Source organism: Paenibacillus sp. FSL H7-0943 (genome assembly GCF_037963265.1).
Taxonomy (GTDB): domain Bacteria; phylum Bacillota; class Bacilli; order Paenibacillales; family Paenibacillaceae; genus Paenibacillus_AQ; species Paenibacillus_AQ odorifer.
In genome coordinates, this window is sequence record NZ_CP150148.1 from 5,951,075 (window position 1) to 5,967,885 (window position 16,811).

Annotated in this window: 19 protein-coding genes; 7 read left to right on the plus strand and 12 right to left on the minus strand. The window is 44.0% G+C overall.

The annotated features are described in order from the left end of the window. Nucleotides 1-25 precede the first annotated feature (25 nt). From NSQ55_RS25905 to NSQ55_RS25930, 6 genes are all read left to right on the plus strand, one after another. The gene (locus tag NSQ55_RS25905; protein ID WP_076098819.1) at nt 26-823 is read left to right on the plus strand and encodes a sulfite exporter TauE/SafE family protein; all 798 of its coding nucleotides are present in this window, start codon (nt 26-28) and stop codon (nt 821-823) included. Between the two features lie 279 nt (nt 824-1,102). Further along, complete coding sequence (locus tag NSQ55_RS25910; RefSeq protein ID WP_076130315.1) at nt 1,103-1,600, plus strand: DedA family protein; 498 nt, start codon at nt 1,103-1,105, stop codon at nt 1,598-1,600. 30 nt (nt 1,601-1,630) lie between these two features. Then, nucleotides 1,631-2,194 carry a methyltransferase domain-containing protein gene (locus NSQ55_RS25915; RefSeq protein WP_076308856.1) on the plus strand — a complete coding sequence of 188 codons (564 nt, stop codon included), beginning with the start codon at nt 1,631-1,633 and terminating at the stop codon, nt 2,192-2,194. A gap of 31 nt (nt 2,195-2,225) precedes the next feature. Further along, entirely contained in the window at nt 2,226-2,906 is a 681-nt protein-coding gene (locus tag NSQ55_RS25920) for a response regulator transcription factor (RefSeq protein ID WP_036685458.1), read from the plus strand. A 55-nt stretch (nt 2,907-2,961) separates the two neighbouring features. After that, complete coding sequence (locus NSQ55_RS25925; protein WP_139329893.1) at nt 2,962-3,996, plus strand: HAMP domain-containing sensor histidine kinase; 1,035 nt, start codon at nt 2,962-2,964, stop codon at nt 3,994-3,996. Nucleotides 3,997-4,002: 6 nt separating this feature from the next. After that, nucleotides 4,003-4,557: a methyltransferase domain-containing protein gene (locus tag NSQ55_RS25930; protein WP_081387947.1), complete on the plus strand. Its 555-nt coding sequence runs from the start codon at nt 4,003-4,005 to the stop codon at nt 4,555-4,557. A 220-nt stretch (nt 4,558-4,777) separates the two neighbouring features. Here the strand turns inward: NSQ55_RS25930 and NSQ55_RS25935 are convergent, their stop codons facing one another. Continuing rightward, on the minus strand, nt 4,778-5,563 hold the full coding sequence (locus NSQ55_RS25935; protein WP_036685514.1) for an RNA methyltransferase: 786 nt from the start codon (nt 5,561-5,563) through the stop codon (nt 4,778-4,780). A 41-nt stretch (nt 5,564-5,604) separates the two neighbouring features. Then, nucleotides 5,605-6,264 (minus strand): TrkA family potassium uptake protein, encoded by a 660-nt coding sequence (locus NSQ55_RS25940; RefSeq protein WP_036685517.1) that lies wholly within the window; start codon nt 6,262-6,264, stop codon nt 5,605-5,607. Nucleotides 6,265-6,498: 234 nt separating this feature from the next. On the opposite strand from NSQ55_RS25940, the gene NSQ55_RS25945 reads away from it, so the two are divergent. After that, on the plus strand, nt 6,499-6,735 hold the full coding sequence (locus tag NSQ55_RS25945; RefSeq protein WP_076130310.1) for a small acid-soluble spore protein SspI: 237 nt from the start codon (nt 6,499-6,501) through the stop codon (nt 6,733-6,735). 100 nt (nt 6,736-6,835) lie between these two features. On the opposite strand, the gene NSQ55_RS25950 is transcribed toward NSQ55_RS25945, so the two are convergent. The 10 genes from NSQ55_RS25950 to NSQ55_RS25995 form a co-directional block, all read right to left on the minus strand. After that, a complete protein-coding gene (locus tag NSQ55_RS25950; protein WP_076184819.1) occupies nt 6,836-8,434 on the minus strand; it encodes a peptide chain release factor 3 in 1,599 nt (532 codons plus the stop codon). A gap of 556 nt (nt 8,435-8,990) precedes the next feature. Beyond that, nucleotides 8,991-10,541, minus strand: coding sequence for a glucose-6-phosphate dehydrogenase (gene zwf, locus NSQ55_RS25955; RefSeq protein ID WP_036685526.1), 1,551 nt, complete (start codon nt 10,539-10,541; stop codon nt 8,991-8,993). A 205-nt stretch (nt 10,542-10,746) separates the two neighbouring features. Then, nucleotides 10,747-11,562: a YwmB family TATA-box binding protein gene (locus NSQ55_RS25960; protein WP_339169767.1), complete on the minus strand. Its 816-nt coding sequence runs from the start codon at nt 11,560-11,562 to the stop codon at nt 10,747-10,749. 193 nt (nt 11,563-11,755) lie between these two features. Beyond that, nucleotides 11,756-12,409, minus strand: a complete 654-nt coding sequence (locus NSQ55_RS25965) for a response regulator transcription factor (RefSeq protein WP_036685532.1) — start codon at nt 12,407-12,409, stop codon at nt 11,756-11,758. An 18-nt stretch (nt 12,410-12,427) separates the two neighbouring features. Next, complete coding sequence (locus tag NSQ55_RS25970; protein WP_076130326.1) at nt 12,428-13,462, minus strand: sensor histidine kinase; 1,035 nt, start codon at nt 13,460-13,462, stop codon at nt 12,428-12,430. 31 nt (nt 13,463-13,493) lie between these two features. Continuing rightward, entirely contained in the window at nt 13,494-14,141 is a 648-nt protein-coding gene (liaF, locus tag NSQ55_RS25975; RefSeq protein ID WP_036685537.1) for a cell wall-active antibiotics response protein LiaF, read from the minus strand. Nucleotides 14,142-14,338: 197 nt separating this feature from the next. Beyond that, nucleotides 14,339-15,043 carry a PspA/IM30 family protein gene (locus NSQ55_RS25980; protein ID WP_036685540.1) on the minus strand — a complete coding sequence of 235 codons (705 nt, stop codon included), beginning with the start codon at nt 15,041-15,043 and terminating at the stop codon, nt 14,339-14,341. Nucleotides 15,044-15,046: 3 nt separating this feature from the next. Further along, the gene (locus tag NSQ55_RS25985; protein WP_076184838.1) at nt 15,047-15,514 is read right to left on the minus strand and encodes a PspC domain-containing protein; all 468 of its coding nucleotides are present in this window, start codon (nt 15,512-15,514) and stop codon (nt 15,047-15,049) included. Nucleotides 15,515-15,518: 4 nt separating this feature from the next. Next, a complete protein-coding gene (locus tag NSQ55_RS25990; RefSeq protein WP_036685541.1) occupies nt 15,519-16,196 on the minus strand; it encodes a PspA/IM30 family protein in 678 nt (225 codons plus the stop codon). Nucleotides 16,197-16,240: 44 nt separating this feature from the next. Continuing rightward, nucleotides 16,241-16,546 (minus strand): hypothetical protein, encoded by a 306-nt coding sequence (locus tag NSQ55_RS25995; RefSeq protein WP_076130307.1) that lies wholly within the window; start codon nt 16,544-16,546, stop codon nt 16,241-16,243. Nucleotides 16,547-16,811 lie beyond the last annotated feature (265 nt).

Genomic DNA, 16,811 nt, shown 5'->3' on the forward strand with positions numbered 1-16,811 from the left:
CACGTAGAGGAAGGAACATGCTGTTGTGCTAACTTACTTACTGCTCTTAGTCATCGGGCTAGCAGCTGGCATTTCCGGTTCATTGGTCGGACTTGGCGGCGGGTTCATCGTTGTGCCTGCGTTGGCTTTCCTTTTTCCTGATATGGAGCCTTCACATCTGGCTGGAACATCAATGGCGATGCTGCTTTTCAACTCCATCTCAAGTACTTATGTGTACGCAAAGCAGAAGAGAATCGATTATCAAGCAGCGCTCACCTTCGCCGCCGTTTCGATTCCGGGTTCAGTAATAGGTGCACTCTTTACCAAGCAAATGGGCGGGAGAATGTTTTTCGTAAGCTTCGGTATTTTCTTAATCCTTGTCGCTTTATTGCTCTTGTTCAAGCCGAACAAACCCATCCATTGGCCTTTCAAACCAACCGTGAAGCGAAGCTTTTCCGATAATAGCGGTGCTCATTTCGAATATGCTTATCATATGCCTACCGGCATAATCATCAGTTTTCTTGTTGGCTTTGTAGCAAGCCTATTTGGGATTGGCGGCGGGAGTCTTATGGTTCCGACAATGACCTTACTTCTCGGCTTTGCCCCCCATATCGCTGTTGCAACTTCTATGCTTCAAATTTTCCTGTCAGCTATCGTAAGCACCACAACACATGCCTTTTTATTGAATGTTGAATGGTTTATGGTGTTAGCCCTAGCACCTGGCGCAATTATCGGCGGTCAAATTGGCGCACGCCTGGCAAAACGCCTTCCTGCCAAGCTGCTTTTAAAGCTATTAGCCGTTTTTCTCATCATCGTTTCGCTTCGTTTGATGATGAAAGGGTAGGTCATTATGTAAAAAGTCCTGATGGATCAAGAGTTTCTTGATCCTCAGGACTTTTTTATTGTGACTGTGGGACTGATTCCTTGATATCAACGACATTTCAAATTGCAAGGCAGAAACGGATCCCTTCTTCTATCATAATTTAGCCCCCTATAAATAAGAGACTTGGCCAATCCTATCGAATTTTAAGTCTCTTCAGGATTTCTTTAGAATTCCCCCACCTAATTCCTCAGTTTTTTTAGTTAAGATTTCTGTATTGAAGTAAGCGAAGGAGGTGGCATATTGGCCAGTAATACCGTCTTAGAGCTAATCAATCAGTATGGATATCTGATTTTTTATCTTGCTTTCACGTTAGGCCCTTTTGGAATTCCAATCCCTAATGAAATTACAATCCTCACTGGAGCTACCCTAAGCCACATGGGGATTATCAATTCCTGGATGACTTATTTCTGCATTTTATCAGGGCTATTAACGGCCTTTACGGTTGCCTACTTTGCAGGTAAATTCTTTGGGCAAAAGCTGAAGTGCAAATTTGAAGCTAACAGACATTTTAAAAAAGCAGAGCAGATTCTAAAAAAACGCGGGCGTACAGCTATGTATATCGGCATGTTTATTCCAGTTGTACGTTACATCATTCCCATGTTGATCGGGCTCAGCGGTACAAGCTATAAACGATTTGCCCTTATTTCATATCCCAGTGCTTTAAGTTGGACCTTACTGTTCTTTTTTGTAGGAACGTACTTTGGAGATCACATCCTATCAAAATTAATAAACATCTAAATCAATTCTAAAATTATGGAGGAATTCCGAATGAGCTTCAATGAAAAACTCTTATTTTTAAGAAGTTTTATTCATGATCCAAAACAGGTAGGCAGTGTTACCCCGAGTTCCCGGTTTCTGGCACACAGCATGGTTAACCAAGCCCCTTGGCATGAAGTTAAAGCAGTCGCTGAACTTGGATCAGGTACAGGTGCAATCACCCGTGTAATCAATACTAAGGTAACTAGTACAACGAAAGTGTTACTATTTGAGATGGATAAAACCATGAGGCATAACCTGAAGACAAGCTATCCGGACTTTTCCTGTTATCATAATGCTGCTAGTTTAGTAGAAACAATTAAAGGTTCACATATTCATCAGTTAGATTGTATTTTTAGTGGGCTGCCCTTTTTCAATTTTGAGCCCGAATTAAGAAATACATTGGTTGAACAGATCTACCAATCCCTTAAACCTGAGGGATTATTTATTGCCTTTCAGTATTCACTTCAAATGAAGAAGCAACTCTCCGAATATTTTAATATTGATACAATAAAATATGTGCCATTTAATTTCCCTCCCGCTTTCGTCTACGTCTGTCGTAAAAGGGAAACATAATAAAATAAATATAGAAGAGGGGCAGCGTCCATTGAATACAATTCTTGTTGCAGATGATGATTCTGAAATTCGAGATGTGATTCATGTTTACTTAAGAAATGAAGGTTACCAAGTGCTTGAAGCTGCAGATGGTCAAGAGGCGTTGAGTACAATACAAACAACATCCATTCAACTGGTTATCCTGGATGTCATGATGCCTCAAATGGACGGTATCACAGCCTGTCTCAAAATTAGGGAAATATCAAATATCCCAATTATTATGCTCTCAGCCAAGCAAGAGGACATTGATAAAATCACGGGTCTAACTACCGGGGCAGACGATTACATGATCAAACCGTTTAATCCACTGGAACTACTGGCCCGTGTAAAAGCTCAGTTACGGCGTCAGTCCTTAATTGGAAAGGAAGAATTCAACTCTCTGCTTATAATTAAAAACCTGATCATAGATAAAAATAAACATTCCGTAAAGTTAAATGGAATTGAAGTTTCATTAACTCCACTAGAGTTTGCGATTTTAACCCTGCTTGCAAGCCGGCCTGGGCAAGTTTATAGTTCGGAGCAAATTTACGAGAGTGTATGGAAAGAGCCTTACGGATATTCTGACAATACCGTAATGGTTCATATTCGTAACTTAAGAGAAAAATTAGAGGAAAATCCAAGAGAACCTCTGTATATTAAGACAGTCTGGGGAGTTGGTTACAAAGTTGATTAAAATCATACGAAATCTACAAATAAATAAACGCATTCAATCCAATATCTTAATCAGGATGGTGTTGAGTTTCATAATTACCATTGCGATAAATACCTCACTTAGCATCTTGTTATTTCATTTTGGAAATGCAACAAAATTGGATTGGGTGTTCAATTTTCTTGCCTACCTTCTTACTCCGATGTTTTTCATTATTTTCGTTATTACATTTTTTACATTGACCCGGCGAATCGTCAAAGATTTAATTGCGCTGGAACAAGGACTTCAGATTATATCCGAAGGTAATTTGAGTTATCGGGTAAATGTTGTGCGCCAAGATGAACTAGGACTGGTGGCTTTGAACATCAACCGGATGGCAGAGCGCTTAGAGCAACAGATCATCAAGGAACGCGAAATAGAAAAATCCAAGATGGAGATGATCACGGGGATTTCACACGACTTACGTACCCCTCTTACAAGTATTATCGGGTATATTGAGCTTTTACGTACAGAATCGTACCAAGATAAAAAAGAATACACACGTTTTATTCAAAACACCTATAACAAGGCGCTTCATTTGAAGAAACTCCTCGATGATTTGTTTGAATATACCCGACTTAATTCGGCTGACTCCCGTTTAAATCTGGAGAGAATCGATTTGTCGCAGCTTTTGAATCAATTGTTATTCGAATTCGAACCGATCGCTCAAGAAAACAATGTCCACCTTATAAAAGAGATAGATAAGAATCCAATCCTCACCTTAATCGACAGTGAGAAAATAGCCAGAGCCATAGATAATCTACTTATGAACGCCTTAAAATATTCCATCAGCCCGGGAAGCATTAGCATACGAATTACAACTGATTCTGAACACTGTACCATTGAGATTGAAAATAAAGGAACTCCCCTCTCACAGGATCAAGAAAACCGTCTATTTGACCGATTTTATAAGGTTGACCACTCAAGAAAAAGCCAGGGAATTCAAACCGGAGCAGGACTTGGTCTTTCGATAGCTAGGAATATTGCTGAGTTGCACAAGGGTACTTTAACGCTTAAACACACTCATGACGTCTTCACATTCCAACTGAGATTGCCTTTCGGAGAGGATTGCTAATTGATTATGTCTGAATACTTACTTTTCTTACAAGGCTTCCTCAAAGATCCAAAGCGGGTAGGAAATATTCTACCCAGTTCGCAATTATTAGCCAATAAAATAGTCCAGTCTGTACAATGGCATAATGTAAATGCCGTTGCAGAACTTGGAGCTGGTACAGGTGCTATTACACATCTCATGACATCACAATTAACGAATTCTACAAAAGTGCTTTTGTTTGAGCGGAATAAAAAAATGAGAGAACACTTAAAAGCAATTTATCCGGAATGCATTTTCCATTCCAACGCCAGCTACTTACTCAAGAAATTGAATCAGGAAGGCATCGGTGAGTTAGATTGCATAATTTGCGGATTACCATTTTTTAATTTTTCAATTGAAATGCGTGACAAAATCCTACATCAGATTGTTAAGTCACTTAAACCAGGCGGAATTTTAGTTGCATATCAGCACTCGCTGCACATGAAAAAAAGATGGGCTAAACAACTACTTATTGAGAAAATTGAATTTGTGCCTTACACTTTCCCTCCAACATTCGTATATATTTGTCGTAAAAAAGAATGACACATGAATATTCGGAAAACAGTAATTTCTAAAGAATGTATAAGTATTGAGAATGGAAATGGCCAGGCTTATGTGCAGCCAATACTGTTGCAGGATTATAAAAAAGTCCTGATGATCAAGATTATCTTGATCATCAGGACTGAATTTACTGTGAGAAAACTACGTTCCAAACGGTGACAAGATGACTTACAACTCACACCACGTTACAAACGGTGACAATTTATCCCCGCTGTCTCATTCCCTCAAACAGCAAAATCGTCGCCGCCATTGCAGCGTTCAGCGATTCCGCGCGGCCTGCCATCGGGATGATGATACTCTTGTCCACGAGTCGCGCCGTTTCCGGCGAGATGCCTTTTCCTTCGCTGCCGATCAGCAGCCACTGGCTGCCCTGAAAATCGTGCTCATAGCATGATTCTTCGCCCTGCAGCGAAGTGCTCACCAGCAGCGCCCCATTTTCCCGGGCCTGTGGCAAAATCTCACTTAACTCTCCCTCTACCACCGGAAGATGGAACATCGAGCCCATCGTGGAACGGATGGTCTTCGGATTATAGAGGTCAGCACAGCCTTGTCCGAGGATCACTCCGTCTGCTCCCGCTGCATCCGCACTGCGGATGATGGTGCCGACATTGCCCGGATCCTGCACGCCGTCCAGCACAACCACAAGGCTATCCTTCTTCGCTAGGATAGCTTCTACAGCCTGCTGTTCCTTCCGCACGATGGCGAACACCGGCTGCGGCGTATTGGTGCTGCTGCATTTTGAGATGATCGCCGCCGAAACGCCAATCACTTCCATTCCCTGAACGGCCTGAAGCAGCCCCTTAAGTTCAGCAGGCATTCCTTTGTCGAGGTCATAAGCAAGGCATTCCACATCTGCTTCAGCCAGCAGTGCTTCTTGAACCAGATGAACGCCCTCTACGATATATTTACGAGCCTTGTCACGATGTTTTTTCTCCTGTAACCCGGCCCACTCTTTAACCCGCGTATTTTGCGGAGACATGATTTCCATAAAGTCTTCCTTTCTTCTGCCTTGCCATTTATTCTTTGTTCCTACTGATACGCCATCTCCAGCTTCGTCAAATTATCCTTATGCCCAACAATAACAAGGATATCGCCATCGATCAGGCGATCCTCTGCACGGGGAGAGATGTTCATTTCTTCACCTTGGCGGATGGCCATTACGTTGCAGCCAAATCTTGCGCGGATGTCGAGCTCCTGTAGATTTTTTCCGAGCATCGGTCCGGATACCTTCATATCCAGAATACTGTAGTCCGGCGACAGCTCAATATAATCCAATATATTAGGCGAAGCAAGATGATGCGCAACCCGCATTCCCATATCCCGTTCAGGATAAATCACCTTGTCCGCACCAATTTTGCTTAATACTTTGCCGTGCAGTTCACCTTTGGCTTTTGCCAGAATTGCAGGCACACCCAGGTCTTTTAGGATAAGTGTTGTCAGGATGCTAGCTTGTATGTCCTCGCCAATGGCTACAACCACCACATCAAAATTGCGAATACCAAGGGCACGCAGCGCCTCCTCATCCGTGGAATCTGCAGATACGGCATGAGTTACAATACTTGAAATTTCCTGTGTTCGCTGCTCGTCAGCATCAATCGCAAGTACATCAAACCCCATGCCGCTGAGCGCCTTAGCAACACTAGATCCGAAACGCCCCATACCGATGACGGCATATTGTTTTTTGGCCATGTCTATGTACCTCCCGTAGCATTCTATATCTCAAACAGTATAGCATAAGCCAAGAAGAAACGTCATTGCCGTCCTTATGGATGACAACCGTTTCTCGTAGGAATATAAGGATGATATATATGTGTCAAACTTATACTATCTTATATTTGGACAAAAACTTGAATTTCCAGCACCTTTGCAGGGCACATTATAACGAGGTCAATATCACTATATTTTCAAAAAAGGAGGTACATTATGCCCGTTACCATTGACTTGCGCCAGGCGATTATTCATAAAGTGCACGGTCAATCTGAAGAGGATTTACGTCATATGATTGAAGGCTCTGTGGACGGTCCGGAGGCAGCACTCCCGGGACTTGGCGCCGTGTTCGAAATGATCTGGAAGGATTTAGATCCCGCTAAGCAAGATAGGTTGGTTACCATGCTACATGATCACCTGGAGACTATTACCCCTGGGGATATCACATCGTAAACTGACCGCAACTAGTCAAAAACCTCCGCTCACCATGGTGTAACTTCACCTATGGAGGCGGAGGTTTTATTATTACATTCAGAAAGTTATAGCGTCCTAATTATAGTAATGCTTTTGGAGCCATTTCCAGGAATTTAGCTGTCGGGTTCTTATCCATCGCTGTCCGCATAGCATATTCGTTCTCGAACAACACGACAAAATTGCCCTTCTTATCCGTCACCAACGTTGAGTTGATTCTGAATTTGCTCGCATCCGGCTTAGTTTCATCTACGATCCAACGTGCAAACTGGTACGGCATTCTCTGCAACTGAACATCCACACCATATTCACCCTTCATGCGGTACTCAAACACTTCAAACTGCAGTTGTCCAACTACGCCAAGCAAAATATCGTCAAAGTTGACCGTGCGGAACACCTGGATCATGCCCTCTTCAGTCAGCTGATCGACACCCTTCTGGAACTGCTTCGATTTCAATGCATTTTTAATACTCACTTTAGCAAAAATCTCTGGTGAGAACGTTGGCAGCTCATCGAATTCCATATCTCCTGCTTGGCTCAAGGTATCACCAATTCTAAAAATACCTGGATCAAACAGACCGATGATATCTCCCGGATAAGCTTCCTCTACGATATCGCGGTCCTGCGCCAAAAATTGCTGTGGTTGCGCCAGCTTGATATCTTTACCGGCACGTACATGCTTCACGCTCATACCCCGTTCGAATTTCCCGGACACAATACGCAGGAAAGCAATCCGGTCACGGTGAGCCGGGTTCATGTTCGCTTGAATTTTGAACACATAACCAGTGAATTTCTCATTCGTTGGTTCTACTACCCCTATAGTACTGCGGCGTGGTTCAGGCTTCGGTGCCAGATCCAAGAAATTATCGAGGAAAGTCTGTACGCCAAAATTGTTGATCGCACTGCCAAAGAACACAGGTGTGAGTTCACCACTTAATACTTTTTCATAGTCAAAAGCATCGCCTGCTACATCCAGCAGCTCCAGATCCTGACACAGTTGATCATGCAGATACTCTCCAGCCATTTCACGAATGATTGGATCACGGTATCCGTCAACCTTTTGAACCTTGATTACGGAATGATCGTCACCTTGGAATAGCTCTACCTGATTTTTCATCCGGTCATATACGCCGCATAGCTCACGTCCACTACCGATCGGCCAGTTCATTGGCACAGAACGAATACCAAGAACCTGCTCCAGCTCTTCCATCAGATCAAACGGGCTACGTCCTTCACGGTCCAGCTTGTTAATAAAGGTAAAGATCGGAATACCCCGTTTAGCACATACCTGAAACAGTTTGGTGGTTTGGGCTTCCACACCTTTTGCCACGTCAATAAGCATGACCGCACTATCCGCTGCAGTTAGGGTACGGTAGGTGTCCTCACTGAAGTCTTGGTGACCCGGTGTATCCAAAATGTTCACGCGATGATTCAAATAATCAAACTGCATCACGGAAGACGTTACAGAAATCCCCCGCTGCTTCTCAATTTCCATCCAGTCACTCGTCGCATGCTTATTCGCTTTACGGGCCTTAACCGTTCCCGCCAGACGGATCGCGCCACCGAATAACAGCAGTTTCTCCGTTAAAGTTGTTTTACCCGCATCCGGGTGGGAAATGATCGCAAAGGTTCTGCGTCTATCCACTTCCTTTTGCAGCTTCTGATCTATTGCTTTGTTCATTACACATATCCCTTCATATATAAAATTCCTGCTTCTGCTTCAATTACACTGGGGTTCATCAAATCGGTGCTCTGCTCATTGTTCATACCCCTTCATTTCTGAATGAATAGCTCTTAGGTCTAGCTCCAGTCCGCTTCAAGTGAAAGCATCCTCTAAAGTATATCAAAATCCGGCAGACATTATCTACTAAAAAGCGCGTGCCGCAAAATATCTCCCAAATGGTCTGGATTATGATCCCCACATATCATCGCTCAAGAAAATAGATGTATTTCCTACACTTACTTGAAGTATTAGCATTTTCATTAGCCTTTAGTTGCATTTGATGCAATTAAAAATAAGTTGTGCACGCTTTTCCGCCTTATCCGGTGATTATAGTTGCAGAAAATACATCTAAAAGACTAATCACATCGAGATAAGCGATTTTAATTGTACAAAGTGCAGTTATTAGAAAAGTGCCCAGATCCCCCGAACACCGTCTGAAGTCCGATCTTTTAGATCTTAGCATTACAAAAAATCTCCCTGCATCCTCTGCAGGGAGATAGCATTAACTCAAGGTTTAGTTATTCTTCAGCCAAACCACATTATCTTCATCTTGGCCGTTTACAGGCCACCAATGGAAACCTTCTTTAGCAAGCAGTTCATCTGCTTCCACTGGACCCCAAGAGCCAGCAGGATAAGAAGATAAGTCGCTAGACTCTTCGCTCCATGCTTTCGCAATACGATCCACGAATGACCATGCCGAGGATACCTCATCCCAACGAGTGAAATAAGTGGAATCGCCGCGTGCGGCATCATGTAGCAAGCGCTCATATGCTTCAGGAGAATTGATTCCAACCAGGCAGCTCTGACAGAAGTCCATAGCCAGCGGTTGAATCTCAGACTCTGAACCCGGTTTCTTGGCATTAATCTTCACATAAATGCCTTCCATTGGGTTCACACGGATTACAAGGAGGTTAGGCTCAAGTTTATGCTTTTGTCCCAAATAAACGTTGGTTGGCATACCTTTGAACTCAACTACCACTTCCGTCGTCTTCACTGGGAGACGTTTACCTGTACGGATGTAGAAAGGAACTCCAGCCCAGCGGAAGTTATCTACAAATACACGGGCAGCAAAATACGTCTCTGTATTCGACTCAGGATCAACCTTATCTTCCTGACGGTAAGCAGGAAGGGTTTTGCCTTGGTGTAAGCCTTGAATATATTGTGCTCTTACGACATTCTCACGCACCTCATCAGATGTCGCATAAGGACGAAGGGAACGAAGTACCTTCACTTTCTCATCACGAATATCTTCTGCGAGCAGACGGCTTGGTGGTTCCATAGCAATCATAGTCAGCAGTTGCAGTATATGATTCTGGCCCATGTCCCGTAAGGCTCCCGCATGGTCATAGTAACCACCGCGTTCTTCTACACCTACGGTTTCGCCAAGTGTAATTTGAATATTGGCAATATGTTTATTATTCCAGAGCGGTTCGAAAAAAGCATTAGCAAAACGAATCACTTCGATATTCTGTACCATTTCTTTACCAAGATAGTGGTCAATCCGGTAAATTTCCTCTTCTTTGAAGACCTGACGAATCTGTTCGTTCAGCTGTTCAGCCGACTCCAGATTATAACCAAAAGGCTTCTCAATTACGAGGCGATTCCAACCCGTACTATCCAGCATCCCGCCAGCTTTAAGATTGAAGGAGACACTGCCGAACAATTCAGGCGCCAGCGCAAGATAGAACATCCGATTGCCCGGAATACTGAATTTCTCTTCAAGAACTTCAGTTTGTGCTCTTAACTCGCGGAAACCATCAATATTGTTAATGTCCAGAGATTTGTATTCGAAATGCTGAACAAACTCATTCCATTCGCTTTCTTCTCCCGCTTTGTAACGGCAGAATTCAAGGATGGATTCCTTCACATCACTTCTAAATTCTTCCTGAGTACGCGGGCGCCGCGCCACGCCAATTACCGCAAAATCTTGTGCCAGCTTACCTTCACGGTACAAGCTGTAAATCGCCGGGAAAAGCTTACGCCGGGCTAAGTCTCCGGTTGCCCCAAAGATAAAAAAGACAGCACCGGGTGTGTGCAGTGCATCAAGGGTTTGATTTTCAGCCATGGCTCCTCATCTTTCTGTATGTAATATAGTTTATTGACATGCTCAGCGTCGGTACTAACATAAGGTGAATAACGACGTTATGTCATTTTAGCATATTCCTAAAAAGGATGCTATCACATTCCTGACAAATACTCTCGGGATTTCGCAAATTTCAATTAATATTTCTTATTATTAACTATATCTGCGCTTATATAAGAGAAAAATGTCAATATTCGATGGTTATTAAAGGAAAGCCTATAGTTACGCGGTTTGTCCCCTTCTGATCTTCATGATGCACTGCGATTTGGGCAGAAACTGACTGATTTCCACTCATCACAGAACGATTCAAATTAGGAATCGAATACGTACGGCTAACCGTTGAGATATCCTTGTAGCTTTCTCCTCCGGTCACAGCTTCAAACCGGTCATGCATCAATGACTCCGTCTGTGCTAGAACTTTTTCAGGTGCTCCCTGTTCTTGCGCGCTTCCTTGAAGGGATACATTCCATTCCACCTTAATTTTATTCTGTTCAAGAATCATACTTACTTCACGAGCAGCCGCTTGAAAGCCAGCTTCATTTTGCAGATCAGCCGTATCTAACGTTACAATCGCATAACTGTTGCCTTCACCAAGCTCACTCCAAAATAAGGAGAGCCGCGATTCATATGGTTTTACAGCTTCTGTACGATACGTCATATGTCCATCTTCCTCAGTACCTGACGGTACATTCAATCCGAGACTTGTGCTTAGCTTAGCAACTTCGGCAGACAGATCCGCGTAATTGCTGCTTTCTCCCTGCCACTTTAACACTAAACGCAGCGGTGAATCAGAAACGGTTGTTTCTTTTCCGAGATCAATTAAGCTCACAAGAGCATGATTCAGTTCGGCTCCTGTTGAAGCTTGGTTATCGCCCTCATCAAGAACGGGTGAATTCGCTTTAACACTTTGCAGATTAACTAGCAGAGCCGCAGCGCAGCACACGATTATCATTATAAAAAAAGTCCCTTTTTTTGTTCCGTTGTTCAGCTTCATCTTCCGCATATGTCATTCTCCCTTCGAACCTCTCTAGCAATCTACTAGACAGTATGTTCGAATTAGGAGATTCTATACCTGAAATATCCCCACCAAGTGAGGGTTTATACTTCGATGCGTACTCAAGTACTTTGCGGGAGCACCAAAACACACTTTCTTGTACAATAAAAAGGACTGAAGCAGAGGCTTCAGTCCTTTATTGTTATTCAGCTAGTCCATTTTTATATGCATAAATTGCTGCTTGGGTCCGGTCTTCCACGCCCAGCTTCGCGAGAATATTCGTCACATGAAATTTCACAGTTTTGATTCCAATAATTAGTTGATCGGCAATATCCTGATTGGATTTACCTTGCGCCAACAGACGTAATACTTCCATCTCGCGCTCCGTAAGCTCTTTATAAGCAGGTGATTCTCCTTTTGCATTGTTTCTAAAACGGTTCATCATTTTAGAGGCCACCTGTGACTCAAGCACGGACTGTCCTCTTGCCGCAGCGCGGATCGCATCCGCCACTTCACTGGCCCGCGAAGTCTTCAGCAGGTAACTAAAAGCACCCGCTTCAATAACAGGATACATCTTTTCATCGTCCAAATAGCTTGTAAGAACAATAACTTTGATCTCTGGGTACTGCTTCATCAGCTGTTTAGTCGTTTCTATGCCATCCATCCCATCCATTACGAGATCCATTAAGACCACATCGGGATTGTACTCCTGAGCCAGCCGAATACCTTCTTCTCCACTTCCAGCTTCACCTACGACCTCAATTCCATCCTCGGTACCTAAAACAGCTGCTAGTCCGATCCGTACCATTTCATGATCATCTACGAGTAGTACTTTAATCGCTTCCTCCATCTCCATGGTTACTCTTTCCTCCTATTATTCATTGACTAACGGAACGGTAATCTCAATACGCATCCCTTTACCCGGAGCGGTAATGAACTGAATGGAGCCTCCGATTTCATTAATCCGCTCCTGCATGTTCGACAAACCATAGGAAGCTTGTTTGGTGTCGTCCATCTCAAAGCCGATCCCATCATCACGCAACGTCAAGCGAACTGTATCTCCCCGTCTATGCAGCCGGATTTCCATTTTTTCTGCTTTCGCATGACGAAGTGTATTAGAAATCGCCTCTTGGACGATACGGAACAAGTGATTCTCTACCCCTTTTAACAGCTGCACATCAGGGTCCATTTCAAATACAATTTCGATTGGAACCTTGATCTTAAGCTCCTTGATCAATTCCTGCAGACCTTGTTCGAGGCCCTTTCCTTCCAAATAAACAGGTCTCAAATGCAGCAGCAATGCCCTCATCTCCGATTGGGCAACGGCAGACATTTCTTCTATAAGCGCAATTTGCCGCTGGGCTTTATCGAAATCTTTCTCCAAGGTCCGGCCCACCGCCGTGGCAGTCATGGAGATTGCAAATAGCTGCTGGGAAACAGCGTCGTGCAGTTCACGCGCAAGCCGCTGCCGTTCCTCCATAATAGCAGATACCCGCGCCTGCTCCGCAAGCTTCGCGTTATTCGTGGACAACCGCTGCAGCGTCGTCACTTGATTCTCCCATTTGCCGCTAATCCGGCCAAGCTGTTCTCCGAGCCTTCCCAGCTCATCATCACCTAGATCCGGCATGGACAGCGTCAAATTCCCCTTTTCCCATAATACGAGGGTCTGCCTAAGACGTTCCAACTGCCGCTTCACACGAAAGCTCTGATAAAAGCCATAACCAATCCCAAAGCCCATAGGCAGAAGAATTAGAGTGACGGCTGTCCGCACGCCAAATTTCCAGCTTTCAAAAGGCTTCAAATAGCCATATGTATACATGACATACATTATCACAAGCAGCATGACCAAAGAGAACAGAGCCCCCTCACCCATGCTGCGTGATATCATGTTTTTGTTCTTTTTTTCCATGCGGGGGACTCTCCCTTCTCTATCAAGCTTTTCAGGATAATCGTACATCTAGATCTCCCATTAAATAAGAAACACTAAATTTCACTTTGTATTCACTGCTGTCATAATTAGCTGATTTCCAATTCAGACGGTTCAACATCCCTGTATCTCGCTGGTTGCCGAATTCAATGGACCCAAAGAGCACAAAAGCTTCAATTTCCACGCCGTAATCATCGGACAGGTTAATGTCCATATCGCCAAAAATCCCTTGAAACAGCATGACCGTTTCCTTATGATCCGCCATAGCTAATGAAAGATCCACATCGGCCTCACCCAGTACATGCCAAGAGCTAAGGCTGTGCATCACCCAAGGTGAGCGGTCCCAGTCAAATCTGGATGAAAAGTTCTGCTTCTGCATAAACCCTTCCTTACGCTGTACTCTTTTGGATTTGGTAAAAAACATCCCAAGTGAGATTAAACAAATCCCCAGCACGAGCACCAAATGGTCCAGCAAAAGCAATACAGCACCTATCCCGAGCAGTTTATAGCCCTGCTTTACTTTGCCTGATGTCGTACGGTAGACTCCCAGCAGCAGGAACAGAAGCGCGACAATGGAGAAAAAGCCGAGCCATCTACCAAAAATCATCATGCAGCCAACAGCAATCAGTCCGATGGCAATCAAACGGTTTCGTTTATCCATTTCGCACCTCCTAAAAGTTTTGCGAAGCAAAACTCATTTTATACTATCGGTTAGATATCCGTCACTATGATGAGGAATATTATCACCGTTAAATATTATAGCTAGCCGCTATAAAAGCCATATCGGTATGGAGATCCATACCGTATGGCTTCTTCTTGTCCAGCATATCATATCCGTCCAAGTTTTAGGAACAGGATTTATTGTTCTTTTTTGTTTAGAGAAGGAGCCGCGGGTGTATCATTCAGCTTGTTTTTCAGTAGTGCCAATTGCTCATCCACTTTCAGTTGCTTCTCAACATCAACGGGTTTGCTATAAGCAGCGGATGGGCTGTAAGGTGCACGCATTACATCTGCTTCAGCCTCAAGCTGCATAATTTTCTCTTCCATCCGGTGGAATCCGAGTGATGCACTGCCACTTTCAATGGAATGTACGCTGCTGATTTGCGACATTTGTTTTTTAGCTTTAGCCATTTGAGCACGGGATACAAGCTCGTTACGTTTGTTGCGCAGCTTGTAGAACTCATCCTTCATGTCATGCAGTTGTTGCACTAATTCCTTAGCGTGTACTTCAGCTTGTGCGTGAAGATCACTGTACTCCACTTGCTTTTGGTCAAAGTAGATTTTTTCTTCCAACAGCTTGCGAGTTACTTCTTCTTGGCCATTTTTCAGTGCCAGTTCAGCTTGTGATCCACGTTGTGCAGACATTTTTGCTGCTTCTTCCACACGTTGCTTCATACGGCGTTCGTTAGCCATTTGTTTAGCAACTGTTACTTCTGCTTCGTGAATTTCAGCCTCCATATCGCGCAGATATTGGTTAAGCATTACGATTGGGTCCTCTACCTTATCCAACAAGTCATTTACCGACGCTTTTGTCATATCTTTAATTCTTTGAAATACTCCCATGATTTACAATTCCCCTTTCTCATATTTAGACAGTTTTTGTTTGAGTTCTTCTACTTCTTTTTGCAAAGCCTTCTTCTCAATATCCTTCATCATCGCATCCAAACCGGAGTCCGGTGCGGAATAAGCGTTGTTCTTCTCAAAATTAGGATTGTAATTTGGCTGGCGTCCATAAGGTCCATATCCGCCAGTAGCTTGTGGTCCGTGTCCATGTTCCGGTCTGCCTGAGTAGGGTCCACCGAATGGGCCACCCGGTGCCCCAGGCCCTGGTCCAAATGGATTATAATGCGTCGGTTCCTTAGGAATGACCATTGCTGCAATGAAGTATACCGGAATCACCGCACCACCTGTAAACGGAATGCTGACCAGTAATAGAATCCGGAATAACGTGGAATCAATACCGAGTGTCTCAGATAATCCACCTGCAAGACCCGTCATCACTTTATCTCTTGTTGAACGATACAATCGACTCATAGCGCTACTCCTTTCCACCATTGTTCAGTTTCTCCTTTAGGCGAGCCATTTCTCTTTCGAGTACGGTCGCTACGGTCTCACCCGCTTGCACCGCATATTCCTGTCCCATGCGCCGCAAATCACGCAAGCTCTTTGCTTCTAATTCCCAATCCGACATCTGATCTTCCAGACGTCCGAACATTTTGGGAACATCACCACCATTGCCATAAGCACTGGCTCTTTGATTCATCCGTTGCTGCAATCGCAGCGACTCCATTCGTGCCGAATAATACTGACGTTTGCTGTACACCGTTTGATACTCTATTTTCAGCTCATTCAGCTGTGCTTCAAGTTCAAACAAGGATTGCTTGCTCTGTTCTAGCAGCCCGCTATATTGCTCCAGTTTTTCCTCGTGAATGATCTTTTCTTGTAAAGCCAGCTTCGCGAGATGATCCTCGCCTGCTTTCAGTGCCAACAACGCCTGCTCTTCACGTTTGTTTCTCATGGCAGTTGCTTGGTTCACTTGCTGCTGCAATTGCTTCGTGTGGGAAGCATATTGCTGGTACAGCCTTTCAGCTTCACTGATTTCCTCACGGGTTGAATGTAGAAATTGATCAATTAGTTTCACGGGATCTTGGCTTTGCTCCAGACGTTCGTTTAGATTAGCTACAGTAATATCCCTCATGCGACGAAAAACACTCATGATCTCCTGCTCCCTCCCTGCTTCTTGTTTAAGTACATTGCTTCTTAATAAGTACCCTTGTTACTTCTGCCCTTTAATGCTGATACGCCCCAGACGATCAACGCCACTCCTAGAAGTGGTCCAATGATCCAGGAAAGCTTCGCGATCAGGGACATCACACCAATGAACATCAGTACCCAACCAATAATCTTGCGTCCGCTCTTAATCCCGTAGTACCCGAGAACAACCAGCAATACCGGGAAAAGTAATCTGAACATTCCGTGGATCAGAGGAAGCGCAATGCCGAGCAGCATAACCGCACCAATCACAATCAGTACAACCGCTAATCCGTTTCCTTGTCTTCTTTGCATTTTTTCTCACCGCCTTTCGTTGTCCTTAACCTTATAGCCTTATTCTAGGGTAAATCGCAGACTTTCAAAACAGACCAACGACGGTTTTTCGTACTGGACCTTAGTCGAGGTAGCTGTACGACTACAGACCACTGTTGGGCTAGTTGTAGGTCATAACCAACCTTTGCACATATAAATGGGAATGCTACCCATCAAAAATTGAAAGGACACCACCCTATATAGGTGATGCCCTTTTGAACTTTCCTTTAGGGTTAACTATGTGGCT